This is a genomic window from Cupriavidus sp. GW823-FHT07B10 (assembly GCF_058794355.1).
This window is the reverse complement of the sequence record NZ_JBXAGS010000002.1, coordinates 522585-536351: the sequence shown is the minus strand read 5'-3', so window position 1 is coordinate 536351 and position 13767 is coordinate 522585. Positions and strand designations below refer to the sequence as shown.

General features: G+C 67.2%; 12 protein-coding genes. 6 read left to right on the top strand and 6 right to left on the bottom strand.

The window, feature by feature from the left end; genetic code table 11:
• Positions 1-30 precede the first annotated feature (30 nt).
• From secD to queA, 4 genes are all read right to left on the bottom strand, one after another.
• Positions 31-1902, bottom strand: a complete 1872-nt coding sequence (gene secD, locus AC1Q6V_RS07285; RefSeq protein ID WP_011615996.1) for a protein translocase subunit SecD — start codon at positions 1900-1902, stop codon at positions 31-33.
• A 209-nt stretch (positions 1903-2111) separates the two neighbouring features.
• A complete protein-coding gene (yajC, locus tag AC1Q6V_RS07280; RefSeq protein WP_010815061.1) occupies positions 2112-2438 on the bottom strand; it encodes a preprotein translocase subunit YajC in 327 nt (108 codons plus the stop codon).
• 221 nt (positions 2439-2659) lie between these two features.
• Positions 2660-3790, bottom strand: a complete 1131-nt coding sequence (gene tgt / locus AC1Q6V_RS07275; RefSeq protein WP_010815060.1) for a tRNA guanosine(34) transglycosylase Tgt — start codon at positions 3788-3790, stop codon at positions 2660-2662.
• A 17-nt stretch (positions 3791-3807) separates the two neighbouring features.
• Entirely contained in the window at positions 3808-4866 is a 1059-nt protein-coding gene (queA, locus tag AC1Q6V_RS07270) for a tRNA preQ1(34) S-adenosylmethionine ribosyltransferase-isomerase QueA (protein WP_010815059.1), read from the bottom strand.
• 221 nt (positions 4867-5087) lie between these two features.
• Here queA and recG point away from each other — a divergent pair, with 221 nt between their 5' ends.
• The 6 genes from recG (at position 5088) to ubiA (ending at position 12041) form a co-directional block, all read left to right on the top strand.
• Entirely contained in the window at positions 5088-7277 is a 2190-nt protein-coding gene (recG, locus tag AC1Q6V_RS07265) for an ATP-dependent DNA helicase RecG (protein WP_454749657.1), read from the top strand.
• Between the two features lie 134 nt (positions 7278-7411).
• Complete coding sequence (locus AC1Q6V_RS07260; RefSeq protein WP_010815057.1) at positions 7412-8362, top strand: LysR substrate-binding domain-containing protein; 951 nt, start codon at positions 7412-7414, stop codon at positions 8360-8362.
• Positions 8363-8772: 410 nt separating this feature from the next.
• A complete protein-coding gene (locus AC1Q6V_RS07255) occupies positions 8773-10215 on the top strand; it encodes a catalase (RefSeq protein WP_454749656.1) in 1443 nt (480 codons plus the stop codon).
• 50 nt (positions 10216-10265) lie between these two features.
• Positions 10266-10463 (top strand): hypothetical protein, encoded by a 198-nt coding sequence (locus AC1Q6V_RS07250; RefSeq protein ID WP_041687510.1) that lies wholly within the window; start codon positions 10266-10268, stop codon positions 10461-10463.
• A gap of 93 nt (positions 10464-10556) precedes the next feature.
• Positions 10557-11042: a Dps family protein gene (locus AC1Q6V_RS07245; protein ID WP_010815054.1), complete on the top strand. Its 486-nt coding sequence runs from the start codon at positions 10557-10559 to the stop codon at positions 11040-11042.
• Between the two features lie 141 nt (positions 11043-11183).
• Positions 11184-12041 carry a 4-hydroxybenzoate octaprenyltransferase gene (gene ubiA / locus AC1Q6V_RS07240; RefSeq protein WP_010815053.1) on the top strand — a complete coding sequence of 286 codons (858 nt, stop codon included), beginning with the start codon at positions 11184-11186 and terminating at the stop codon, positions 12039-12041.
• Positions 12042-12140: 99 nt separating this feature from the next.
• On the opposite strand, the gene proC is transcribed toward ubiA, so the two are convergent.
• Positions 12141-12977: a pyrroline-5-carboxylate reductase gene (gene proC / locus AC1Q6V_RS07235; protein WP_011615991.1), complete on the bottom strand. Its 837-nt coding sequence runs from the start codon at positions 12975-12977 to the stop codon at positions 12141-12143.
• Positions 12978-13023: 46 nt separating this feature from the next.
• Positions 13024-13719, bottom strand: a complete 696-nt coding sequence (locus AC1Q6V_RS07230) for a YggS family pyridoxal phosphate-dependent enzyme (RefSeq protein ID WP_010815051.1) — start codon at positions 13717-13719, stop codon at positions 13024-13026.
• Between the last annotated feature and the right edge of the window lie 48 nt (positions 13720-13767).

Below are 13767 nucleotides of genomic sequence, written 5' to 3'. Positions count from 1 at the left end.
GTTCTGTACTGCTAGTTGTTGCTGCTCGCCTTACTTGGCGACCGGCGTGTCGGTGGTGTTGCCCGGCTTCCAGATCTGGCCGATGGCCACGCTCTGCAGCTTCTTCTTGCGGCCGTACCAGAGGTTGACCAGGCCGCGGTTGAAGAACACCGCCGAGAACATCGAGGTCAGGATGCCCAGGCAGTGCACCACGGCAAAGCCGCGCACCGGGCCCGAACCAAAGGCCAGCAGTGCCAGGCCGGCGATCAGCGTGGTCACGTTGGAGTCCAGGATGGTGGCCCAGGCGCGGTCGAAGCCGACCGCGATCGCCATCTGCGGCGACGCGCCCGCGCGCAGTTCCTCGCGGATGCGCTCGTTGATCAGCACGTTGGCGTCGATGGCCATGCCCAGCACCAGCGCGATGGCGGCAATGCCCGGCAGCGTCAGCGTGGCCTGCAGCATCGACAGCACCGCGATCAGCAGCAGCAGGTTCACGCCCAGCGCCACCACCGAGAACACGCCGAACAGCATGTAGTACAGGATCATGAACACGCCGATGGCGGCAAAGCCGTAGGCGACCGAGTCAAAACCCTTCCGGATGTTGTCCGCGCCCAGCGACGGGCCGATGGTGCGCTCTTCGATGATCTCCATCGGCGCGGCCAGCGAGCCGGCGCGCAGCAGCAGCGCCAGGTCGTTGGCGGCTTCGGTGGAGTAGGAGCCGGTGATCTGGAAGCTGGAGCCCAGTTCGGACTGGATCGTCGCCACCGTCAGCACTTCGCCCTTGCCCTTTTCGAACAGCACGATCGCCATCGGCTTCTTCAGGTTCTCGCGTGAGACGTCGCGCAGCACGCGTCCGCCCTGGGCGTCGAGCTTGATGTTGACCGAAGGCTGCTGGTTCTGGTCGAAGCCGGCCGAGGCGCTTTCAATGCGGTCGCCGGTGAAGATGACCTGCTTCTTCAGCACCACCGGGGCGCCGTTGCCTTGCGTGAAGAGCTCGCTGCCGAACGGGATCGGGTCGCCCGGGCGCGGGCTGCGCGGCGCGTCGTTGTCGACCAGGCGGGCTTCGAGCGTGGCGGTGCGGCCGATGATGTCCTTGGCCTTGGCGGTGTCCTGCACGCCGGGCAGCTGCACCACGATGCGGTCGGCGCCTTGCTGCTGGATCACCGGCTCGGCCACGCCAAGCTCATTGACGCGGTTATGCAGCGTGGTGATGTTCTGCTTGACCGCGGCATCCTGCACGGCCTTGCGGGCGGCTTCGGTGAAGGTGCCGACGATATTGTTGCCGTCCATGGCGAAGGCGACTTCGCGCAGGTTGTCGGCCAGCAGCGGACGCGCGCGGTTGGCGTCGTCGGCGTTGTTGAAGCGCACCGTCAGGCGCTCGCCATCGCGGTCGATGCCGCCGTGGCGGATGCTCTTGTCGCGCAGCAGGGTGCGCGCGTCGCCGCCCAGGCTGTCGAGCTTCTTGTCGACCGCGCCCTTCATGTCGACCTGCAGCAGGAAGTGCACGCCGCCGCGCAAGTCCAGGCCCAGGTACATCGGCAGCGCGTGCATGGCGGTCAGCCAGCGCGGCGAGCCCGACAGCAGGTTCAGCGCGACCACATAGGTGGGGTCGGCCGCGTCGGGGTTGAGCGTGCGCGACAGGATGTCCTTGGCCTTGAGCTGCTCGTCGGTGGTGCGGAAGCGCGCCTTGACCGAGCCGGACTGGCCGGAAATATCAAAGAAGACGCCGTCAGGCTGCAGCTGGTTCTGCGCCAGGATCTCTTCGACCTGCTTCTGCATCGACAGGTCGACCTTGACCGTGGCCTTGCCCGAGGACACCTGCACCGCAGGCGCCTCGCCGAAGAAATTCGGCAAGGTATAGATGATGCCGATGGCCAGGGCCACCAGGATCACGAGGTATTTCCAAAGCGGATAACGATTCATCTCTGGCCAGTCATTCAGCGGTTGGCGGGGCCGGCGCTGGCGTGGCGCACCACGTCGGCGGGGCCGAACCGGTTTGGCAAACAGCCGCCTGGCAACCACGGATCGAAGCCACGGGGGCTTCGTCGGGCTGGATCAGGCGGCTGCCGGGGCATGCGCGAACGGGCATGCCGGAAAAGACAAAGGCGGGAGTCGCGCGCGCGATCGGTGGATCAGAGCGCCTTCAGCGAGCCCTTCGGCAGCACCGTCGTCACGGCGTTCTTCTGCACGGTGATTTCCGTGCCTTCGGCGATTTCCAGGCTGACGTACTGGTCGGTGACCTTGGTCACCTTGCCCAGGATGCCGCCGGCGGTCACGACTTCGTCGTTCTTGGCCAGCGCTTCGAGCATTGCCTTGGCTTCCTTCTGACGCTTCATCTGCGGGCGGATCATGATGAACCACAGCACGCCAAACATCAGGATGATGGGCAGGAAGCTCATCAGGCCGCCAGCCGCGCCGCCGGTACCGGTGGTCTGGGCAAATGCGTTAGAAATCAGCACGTTGATTCTCCGTCACAAAATTAGTCAAATAATCGATCATTCTACCATTCGCATTCCGCCCACCCTTGGCATTCTAGGGCGGAATACGGGTTTGTTCGGGTGCGCCCGGGACAACTTGCGGCAGGGGGCGGCAAGGCCGGGCGCTCCGGATCGCGGCTCGCCCCCGGATGACCCGGCTATTCGACCGCCGGCAGCGCAAAAGTTCGCGCCAGCGGGCATTGTCACTGCGTGCCGCGGGCGCGGTCAGCGGCGAACTGGCGCCGGAAGTCGGCAAAGCGGTGGTGCTCGATGGCTTCGCGCATCTCGCGCATCAGTTGCAGGTAGTAGTGCAGGTTGTGGATGGTATTGAGGCGCGCGCCCAGGATCTCGCCTACGCGGTGCAGGTGGTGCAGGTAGGCGCGCGAGAAGTTGCGGCAGGTGTAGCAGGCGCAGCTTTCATCGAGCGGGCGCGGATCGTTGCGGTGCGCCGCGTTCTTGATCTTGACGTCGCCGAAGCGGGTGAAGAGCCAGCCGTTGCGTGCGTTGCGGGTGGGCATCACGCAGTCGAACATGTCCACCCCGGCGGCGACGCCGGCGACCAGGTCTTCGGGCGTGCCCACGCCCATCAGGTAGTGCGGCTTGTGGGCCGGGAGGCGCGGCGCGACGTGCTCGAGCACGCGCATCATGTCTTCCTTGGGCTCGCCCACCGACAGCCCGCCGATGGCAAAGCCGTGGAAGTCCAGCTCGGACAGGCCGGCCAGCGATTCGTCGCGCAGGTCTTCGTACATGCCTCCCTGGACGATGCCGAACAGCGCGTTGGGGTTGGCCAGGCGCTCGAACTCGTCGCGCGAGCGCTTGGCCCAGCGCAGGCTCATGCGCATCGACTTGGCCGCTTCCTCGTGCGTGGCGGCGCGGCCGTCGATCTCGTACGGCGTGCACTCATCGAACTGCATCACGATGTCGGAGTTCAGCGTGCGCTGGATCTGCATCGAGATCTCGGGCGACAGGAAAAGCTTGTCGCCATTGACCGGAGATGCGAACGTGACGCCATCTTCAGTGATCTTGCGCAGATCGCCGAGCGAAAACACCTGGAAGCCACCGGAATCGGTCAGGATCGGCTTGTCCCAGCCGATAAACTTGTGCAGGCCCTCGTGGGCGTTGACCACGTCCAACCCGGGGCGCAGCCACAGGTGGAAGGTATTGCCCAGGATGATGTGCGCGCCAATCTCGTTCAGTTCCAGCGGCGACATCGCCTTGACCGAGCCGTAGGTGCCGACCGGCATGAAGATCGGCGTCTCGACCACGCCGTGGTTCAGCGTGACGCGGCCGCGGCGGGCGTTGCCGTCGGTGGTGATGAGTTCGAAGTTGAGCATGGCTTGTGATTCTGGATTCAGGCGCCGGGCTGGCGGGTCAGCAGCATGGCGTCGCCGTAGCTGAAGAAACGGTAGCGCTGCTCGACCGCATGGCGGTAGGCGGCGCGGATGGCTTCCACGCCGGCCAGTGCCGACACCAGCATCAGCAGCGTCGACTTGGGCAGGTGGAAGTTGGTGATCAGGGCATCGACCAGGCGGAAGCGGTAGCCGGGGGTGATGAAGATATCGGTGTCGCCGCTGCCGGCGGCGAGCGTGCCGTCGGCCTGCGCGGCCGATTCCAGCGCGCGCAGCGAGGTGGTGCCGACCGCGATCACGCGGCCGCCGCGTGCGCGGGTGTCGCGCACGGCCTGGGCCAGGTCTGCGGAGACGGCGTACCACTCCGAGTGCATCTTGTGCTCGGCCAGGTTCTCGGTGCGCACCGGCTGGAAGGTGCCGGCGCCCACGTGCAGCGTCAGGAAGGCGCGCCGCACGCGGGCGGCATCGAGCCGCGCGAACAGCGCATCGTCGAAATGCAGGCCCGCGGTGGGTGCGGCCACCGCGCCCGGGCTGCGCGCGTAGACGGTCTGGTAGCGGGTCTCGTCGTAGGCGTCCGGGTCGTGCCTGATATATGGCGGCAGCGGCAGGCGGCCGTAGCGCTCGATCAGGTCCAGCGCCGGTTCGGGGAAGCCCAGCGTGAAGAACTGGTCCACACGCGGGCCCACGGTGACGGCGAAGGCGCCGTCAGCCAGGTGCAGTATGCTGCCCTCGGTCGGGGTCTTGGAGGCGCGCACCTGGGCCAGCACGGTGTGGCTGTCGACCACGCGCTCGACCAGCACCTCGATCTTGCCGCCGCTGGGCTTGTGGCCGAAGAAGCGCGCCTTGATCACGCGGGTGTCGTTGAAGACCAGCAAGTCGTCGGGACGCAGGTAGTCGACGATGTCGCTGAAGGCGCGGTCGACCATGCGCACCGCGTCGGCGGTGTCGGCCGGGGCCAGCCGTTCGACCACCAGCAGCCGGCTCGCGCTGCGGTCGGGCAGCGCACTCTGGGCAATCAGTTCTGGCGGCAGCGGGAAATCGAAATCGGAAAGCGTCAACATCGTGGGAGCGGCGGGCTGCGCGATCCCATGCAGGCCGGAGCGGGGCACAAAACGGCACTCCGCTGCCCGTGGTGGCAGCCGGCATGGGTACAATCGGCGAATCCGATATTGTAAGGCCACGGGCGCGCTTGCCGCCGGGCCAGGCGTGATGCCGGCTATTCGCCGGCGCCGCGCCAGCCAACCCCGCAGCACGAGAGCGACCGCTGCCAACTTTTTCGCCGATGCCCGGAACCGCCGCTGAACCGATCCACGACCCCGCCGACGCCGCCAAGGAAACGGCGGCGCCCGCGCGCGGCAAGGCCGGCGAAGCCAGGGGCAAGGCCGCCGCCTCCGGCACGTCTTCCGCGGCCGCGCGCCTGGCCAAGCTCGGCCTGCGCCGTCCCGTCGACCTGGTGCTGCACTTGCCGATGCGCTATGAGGACGAGACCACGCTGGCGCCGATCGCCGAGGCGATCCACCGCGCCGGGCTCGGGCTGCCGGCGCAGGTGGAAGGCGAGGTCATCTCCAACGAAGTCACGTTCCGGCCGCGCCGCCAGCTGGTGGTCAAGATCGCCGACGACAGCGGCGAGCTGACGCTGCGCTTCCTCAACTTCTACGGCAACCAGACCAAGCAGATGGCCGAAGGCGTGCGCCTGCGCGTGCGCGGCGAGGTGCGCGGCGGCTTCTTCGGCGCCGAGATGGTCCACCCGACGGTGCGCCCGGTGGTGCCCGGCGAAGCGCTGCCCGACCGCCTGACGCCGGTGTATCCGTCCACCGCCGGCATCCCGCAGGCCTATCTGCGCAAGGCCATCGGCGGCACGCTGTCGCGCACGCCCATGCCCGAGACGCTGCCGCAGGCGGTGCTGGACGGGCCGCTGGCACGCCTGCACCTGCGCCCGCTGGCCGACTGCCTGCGGCTGCTGCACGCGCCTCCGCCGCAGGAGAGTGAGGCCGCGCTGGCCGACCGCTCGCACCCGGCCTGGCAGCGCATCAAGTTCGACGAACTGCTGGCGCAGCAGATCTCGCTGCGGCGCGCGCACGCGGCGCGGCGCGAAAAGACCGCGCCGACCATGCCGCGCCGCGAGGGCGGCCTGCTGACGCGCTTCCTGGCCGCGTTGCCGTTCCGGCTGACCGGGGCGCAGCAGCGCGTGGTGGAAGAAATCGCCGCCGACATGACGCGCCCGCACCCGATGCACCGGCTGCTGCAGGGCGACGTGGGCAGCGGCAAGACCATCGTCGCCGCGCTGGCGGCCTGCCAGGCGATCGATGCCGGCTACCAGGCCGCTTTGATGGCGCCCACCGAAATCCTGGCCGAGCAGCACTACCGCAAGCTGTCCGCATGGCTGGAGCCGCTGGGCGTGCCGGTGGCGTGGCTGGCCGGCAGCCAGAAGGCACGCGACAAGCGCGAGGCCGTGGCGCGCGTGGAATCGGGCCAGGCGCAGCTGGTGATCGGCACCCACGCGCTGATCCAGGACACCGTGCGCTTTGCCAAACTGGGGCTGTCGGTGGTCGACGAGCAGCACCGCTTCGGCGTGGCGCAGCGGCTGGCGCTGCGCGGCAAGGCCGGTGCCGCCGATACCCCCGATTCAGCGGCGACCGCGGCCGAGACCGTGCCGCACCAGTTGATGATGTCGGCCACGCCGATCCCGCGCACGCTCGCCATGACTTACTACGCCGACCTCGATGTGTCGGTGATCGATGAATTGCCGCCGGGCCGCACCCCCATCGTCACGCGCCTGGTCAACGACGAGCGGCGCGACGAAGTGATCGGACGCATCCATCACGCCGCCGCCGAAGGCCGCCAGGTCTACTGGGTGTGTCCGCTGATCGAGGAAAGCGAGGCGCTGCAGCTGCAGACCGCGGTGGAGACCTATGAAACGCTGGTGGCCGCGCTGCCCGACCTGCGCGTGGGCCTGGTGCACGGGCGCCTGCCGCCGGCCGAGAAGGCCGCGGTGATGGACGACTTCAGCGCCAACCGCATGCAGGTGCTGGTGGCCACCACCGTGATCGAAGTGGGCGTGGACGTGCCCAATGCCTCGCTGATGGTGATCGAGCACGCCGAGCGCTTCGGCCTGGCGCAGCTGCACCAGCTGCGCGGGCGGGTGGGGCGGGGCAGCGCCGAATCGGTCTGCCTGCTGATGTACCAGGCGCCGCTGTCGCCGACCGCGCGCGAGCGCCTGGCGACCATGCGCGAGACCACCGACGGCTTCGAGATCGCCCGGCGCGACCTGGAGATCCGCGGCCCGGGCGAGTTCCTGGGTGCGCGCCAGTCCGGCGAAGCGATGTTGCGCTTTGCCGACCTGCAGACCGACGCGTGGCTGGTGGAATACGCGCAGGAGGCGGCCGAACTGATGCTGGCGCGCTACCCGGAAGCGGTGGAAGCGCACCTTTCGCGCTGGCTGGGTGGGCGCGAGCACTACCTCAAGGCTTGATCGCGGGCTGGTTTTTCGACGGGATGTGCGCCATCCAGCGCACCCGCCAGTCCGCTGCGGGCTATTCGGGCTGGCGCTCTGACAGAAGCGGCAATCGAAGGTAAAATCTATCGCCTACCGGAAACTGATAAGTCATGACGCTCACCGAACTCAAGTACATCGTCGCCGTGGCGCGCGAGCGCCATTTCGGCCGGGCCGCCGAAGCCTGCTTTGTGTCGCAGCCGACGCTGTCGGTCGCGATCAAGAAGCTGGAAGACGAACTCAACGTGCAGATTTTCGAGCGCGGCACCTCCGAGGTGTCGGTGACGTCGGTCGGCGAGCAGATCGTGGCGCAGGCTCAGCGCGTGCTTGAACAGACCATGGCCATTCGCGAGATCGCCAAGCAGGGCAAGGACCCGCTTGCGGGTCCGCTGCGCGTGGGCGTGATCTACACCATCGGGCCGTACCTGCTGCCGTCGCTGGTCAAGCAGATGATCGAGACCGTGCCGCAGATGCCGCTGATGCTGCAGGAGAACTACACCCACAAGCTGATCGAGCTGCTCAAGCAGGGCGAGATCGACTGCGCGGTGATGGCCGAGCCGTTCGCGGATTCGGGCCTGACGGTGCGCCCGCTCTACGACGAACCCTTTGTCGTCGCCGTGCCGCGCGGCCACCAGCTGGCGCAGGCGCGCTCCATCGACCCCGATGAACTGAAGCAGCAAACCATGCTGCTGCTGGGCAGCGGCCACTGCTTCCGCGACCATGTGCTGGGCGTGTGCCCGGAACTGTCGCGCTTCTCGCAGGCGGCCGACGGCATCCAGAAGACCTTCGAGGGCTCGTCGCTGGAAACCATTCGCCATATGGTGGCCAGCGGGGTCGGCATCACCGTGCTGCCGCGCACCTCGGTGCCCGACCTGAAGGCCAAGGGCGACATGCTGTCCTACGTGCCGTTTGCCGATCCGGTGCCCGACCGGCGCGTGGTGCTGGCCTGGCGCAAGAGCTTCACCCGGCTGCCGGCTATGGAAGCGCTGGCCAACGCCGTGGCCGCGTGCGAGCTCGCCGGCGTGCGCAAGCTGGACGCCAAGGAGCTGGCCGAAGCGGCCTGATCTTCCTGCCCCCACAGTACAGGCATTTCCCTCGGCCGCACCGGAGATTCCGCTGCGGCCGTTGCCATTTCCGGCCCCGCAACGGGGTATTTCAGGGACCTGTCTTCGGGCGGTCACCTTCCGCTGCGATAAGTTGCAGAAATCCCAGATAGATTTGACCTAACACATAGGTATAAATAATTGAATTCTCAATTCGATAGATCGTTGGTAGGCTGACTCCTGTCGATGCAGATGGCATCGACCTGAGACAGGAACCAATGATGAGCACCAGCGCCCAGTTCTCTCCGACAACAATCAACGGGCGCCCGTTTCCCCTCCGCGTGGGGCGCTGCCTGCTCGATTGCCTTGCCTGCTATGCCGCCGCGCTCTGATGCGGCGTTCCCTTTCAGCCTACCCACAAAGAGGAAAAGATGAGCAAGAAGGACACCCTTACCACTGCCGCCGGCGCACCCGTCGCCGACAACCAGAACGCGCAGACGGCCGGTCCGCGCGGCCCGATGCTGCTGCAGGATGTCTGGTTCCTCGAAAAGCTGGCCCACTTCGACCGCGAGGTCATCCCCGAGCGGCGCGTGCATGCCAAGGGCTCGGGCGCTTATGGCACGCTCAAGGTCACCCACGACATCACCAGGTACACCAAGGCTTCGGTCTTTGCCCAGGTCGGCAAGGAGACGCCGCTGTTCATCCGCTTCTCGACCGTGGCCGGCGAGCGCGGCGCGGCCGATGCCGAGCGCGACGTGCGCGGCTTCTCGATCAAGTTCTACACCGACGAAGGCAACTGGGACGTGGTCGGCAACAATACCCCGGTGTTCTTCGTGCGCGACCCGCTCAAGTTCCCGGACTTTATCCACACGCAGAAGCGCAATCCGCGCACCAACCTGCGCGACCCGATCGCGGTGTGGGACTTCTGGTCGCGCCATCCGGAATCGCTGCACCAGGTCACCATTCTGATGAGCGACCGCGGTCTGCCGCAGAACTACCGCCAGATCCACGGCTTCGGCTCGCACACGTACTCGTTCATCAACGCGAACAACGAGCGCTTCTGGGTCAAGTTCCACTTCAAGTCGCAGCAGGGCATCGCCAACTGGACCAATGAAGAAGCGGCCAAGGTCGTGGCAACGGACCGCGAAAGCGCGCAGCGCGACCTGTTCGAGAACATCGAGACAGGCAATTTCCCGCGCTGGAACCTGCGCGTCCAGATCATGCCGGAGGCGGATGCGGCCAAGTACCACATCAATCCGTTCGACCTGACCAAGGTCTGGCCGCACAAGGACTACCCGCTGATCGACGTGGGCGTGCTCGAGCTCAACCGCAACCCGGACAACTACTTTGCCGAGGTCGAGCAGGTGGCGATGAATCCGGCCAATATCGTGCCGGGCATCGGCTTCTCGCCCGACAAGATGCTGCAGGGGCGGCTGTTCTCGTACGGCGACACGCAGCGCTACCGCCTGGGGATCAACCACAACCAGATCCCGGTGAATGCGCCGAAATGCCCGTTCCACAACAGCTTCCACCGTGACGGCGCGATGCGCGTGGACGGCAACCAGGGAGGCAAGCTCAACTACGAGCCCAACCGCGAAGGCGCCTACGCCGCCAGCGAACGCGCGATCGAGCCGCCGCTGGCACTGGATGGTGCCGCCGACCACTGGGACCACCGCGTCGACCCGGACTACTACAGCCAGCCCGGCGCGCTGTTCCGCCTGTTCGACGAAGGCCAGCGCCAGCGCCTGTTCGCCAATATCGCGGCGGCGATGCAGGGCGTGCCTGAGGCGATCGTGCGCGTGCAGCTGGAGCACTTCACCAAGGCCGACCCGGCCTACGGCGAGGGCGTGAAGCGCGCGCTCAACCTGAAGTAAGCGGCAGCCGGGCGCGGCGCCCCTGGCGGGATGCCGCGCCGCGGAGAACGATGATGGCGATGATCCGGTTGTTTATCCAAGAGTGGCGACAGCTGTGGCATGACGGGCACGACCAGCCCGGGCGCGCCGATGCCGCGCGGCTGCGCCACAAGCTGTGGCGCAAGGAAATCGGCGCCGCCGTGATCGTGCTCGGCGCGACCGTGATGTTCAGCGAGGTGGCCCGGGGTTTGGCCGGGATTGCCGGCTAGTGCAATAATGCGGGTACTGCGCCGCCCGGCCCCAAAACATGGCAAGCGCCGGCGGCGCCCCTCGTGGCTTTACCAGAACGGAGCGTATTTACCATGGCAAAGAAGAATGAGATGAGCGTGAATATCGGTATTTCCGACAAGGACCGCAAGAAGATCGCGGAAGGCCTGTCCAAGCTGCTGGCGGACACCTACACCCTCTACCTCAAGACCCATAACTTCCACTGGAACGTGACGGGTCCCATGTTCAATACGCTGCATCTGATGTTCGAGACCCAGTACACCGAGCTGGCGCTCGCCGTGGACTCGATCGCCGAGCGTATCCGCGCGCTGGGCTACCCGGCACCGGGCACCTACAAGGAATACGCCCGCCTGTCTTCGATCGCGGAGGAAGAGGGCGTGCCCGAGGCCACCGAAATGATCCGCAAGCTGGTCGAAGGCCAGGAAGCCGTGGTGCGCACCGCGCGTTCGCTGTTCCCGGTGATCGACGCCGCCGGCGACGAACCGTCGGCCGACCTGCTGACCCAGCGCATGCAGACGCACGAAAAGACCGCGTGGATGCTGCGCGCGATGCTGGCCTGAGGCCAGCTTGCCACCTCCGGCTGCCCTTCAGTAGCGGCCGGCACTGCGCGTCGCAACCGTCCGGGCTGCGGCGCGTTTTCATTGAATCCTCCTTCCCGGATCCGCGCAGTGCAGACCCTCTCGCCGTTGCCCCCCACGCCCATGCTTGAACGCCTTTCCCTCTACGCGCGCCTGGTGCGCATCGACAAGCCGATCGGCACGCTGCTGCTGCTGTGGCCGACGCTGTGGGCCATGTGGATGGCCGCGGGCGGGCCGCCGGCGTGGGGGCTGTTCTGGATCTTCGTGGCGGGCACCTTTCTGATGCGCTCGGCTGGCTGCGCCATCAACGACTGGGCGGACCGCGACTTCGACAAGCACGTCAAGCGCACCAGGGAACGGCCGCTGACCGCGGGCAAGATCGCAGCGTGGGAAGCGCTGGCCGTCGCCGCCGTGCTGGCGCTGGTGGCTTTTGCGCTGGTGTTGCCGCTCAATGCGCTGACCAAATGGCTGGCGGTGGTGGCGGCGGTGGTGGCCGGCACTTACCCGTTCTTCAAGCGCTTCTTTGCGATTCCGCAGGCTTATCTCGGCATCGCGTTTGGCTTTGGTATCCCGATGGCGTTTGCCGCGATCCAGGACCAGGTGCCGCCGGTGGCGTGGCTGATGCTGCTGGCCAATGTGTTCTGGGCGGTGGCGTATGACACGGCTTATGCGATGGTCGATCGTGACGACGACCTCCTGATCGGCATGAAGACTTCGGCCATTACCTTTGGCCGCTTCGACGTGGCGGCGATCATGCTCTGCTATGCCGCGTTCCTGGCGCTGATGGCGTGGGCGGGGGTGCTGCTGGGGCTGGGGTGGCCTTACTGGGTGGGGCTGGCGGCGGCTGCGGGTTGCGCCGGGTATCATTACACGCTGATTCGTGACCGCGACCGGATGCGGTGTTTCGCGGCGTTCCGGCATAACAACTGGCTGGGGGCCTGTGTGTTTGCGGGGACGGCGGTGGCTTATGCAATTCGCTGATTAGATCCCGCTGGTTTTCTCCCCTCTCCCGCTTGCGGGAGAGGGGAGCGTTCACATGGGGCGGCGGCCAGGTCAGAGCGCCCGCGGTTTGGCCGCGCCTCAATCCTTCCCGAACTCCGCCCCCATCTCCTTGCCCCGCGCCGCGGCAGCATGCATCGCGCGCACGAAGGCATCACCAATGCCCGAAGCCTCCATCGCCGTCAGCGCCGCATACGTCGTGCCGCCCTTGGACGTCACGCGCTCACGCAGCGTCGACACCGGCTCGGAAGACTGCCCGGCCAGGGTAGCAGCGCCACGGAAGGTCTCTACCGCCAGTTCGCGGCCTTGCTCCGCCGTCAGGCCCAGCTCGGTGGCGGCGCGTTCCATCGCTTCGATAAAGTAGAAGACATAGGCCGGCCCACTGCCGGAAATGGCGGTGACCGCATCGATCTGGTCATCCCCATCCACCCATACGCACTTGCCGACGGCCTCGGCCACCGCGCTGGCGATCGCGCGGTCTTCGGCCGACAGCCCGGCCGGCGCGGCCAGCCCGGTCATGCCCATGCCGGCCAGCGCCGGCGTGTTCGGCATCGCCCGCACCAGCCGGGCGCGCCCGTCCAGCCAGCGCTCCATGTCCTGCAGCCGGATGCCGGCGGCCACGCTGATCACCAGGTTGCCCTTGCCGCTGGCCGGCAGGATAGGCAGCAGCTGCGCCGCGGCGTCGCGGAACTGCTGCGGCTTGACCGCCAGCACCAGCACGTCGCAGGCGCCGAAGGCGGCATCCGGCGCGCCGGCGGCATGCACGCCGAGGTCGCGCGCCAGGCGTTGCTGGGCCTCGGGGAAGGGGTCGACCACGCGGATCGAGCCGGCCGGCACGCCGCGGGCGATCAGGCCGCCGATCAGTGCGGTGGCCATGTTGCCGCCGCCGAGAAAGCCAAAGGTAAGGGTATCGAGCATGGAGATCCGTTGGGGGGCTTGAAGGGAATGGACTGGGCGCGCCGGACTACGGGTATTGGCGCGCTCCGAAAATGGCGGTGCCGATCCGCACCAGCGTGGCGCCCTCGGCGATGGCGGCTTCCATGTCGCCCGACATGCCCATCGACAGCGTGTCGAGGTCCAGGCCGTCGGTGCGCAGCGCCTGCAGCATGGCGCGCATGGCCGCGAACGGGCGGCGCTGCGCGGCGGGGTCGTGCTCGGGCTCGGGGATGGCCATCAGCCCGCGCAGGCGCAGGCCTGGCAGCGCGGCGACGGCATGTGCCAGGCCGGGCACCTCTGCCGGGGCGACGCCGCTCTTGCTGGCTTCGCCGCTGATATTGACCTGGATGCAGACCTGCAGCGCGGCCATGCCGGCCGGGCGCTGGGCCGACAGCCGCTCGGCGATCCTGAGCCGGTCGACGGCGTGCACCCAGTCGAAATGCTCCGCCACCAGGCGGGTCTTGTTGCTCTGCAGCGGGCCGATGAAATGCCATTGCAGGCGGTGGCGCAGGTCGGCCAGCGCGGCGATCTTGTCGACGCCTTCCTGGACGTAGTTTTCGCCGAAAGCGACCTGTCCGGCGGCGTATGCGGCCCTTATGCGGTCGGGGGGAACGGTCTTGGAAACCGCCAGCAGGGCGATGTCCGCGGGCTGTCTGCCGGCTTGTTGTGCGGCCGCCGCGATGCGCTGGTGAACGGCTTGCAAGTTGGCGGCAATTACAGACATAATCCGGCGAACATACAAAAGAAAGTACGCAAAGTACTGATAACTAGG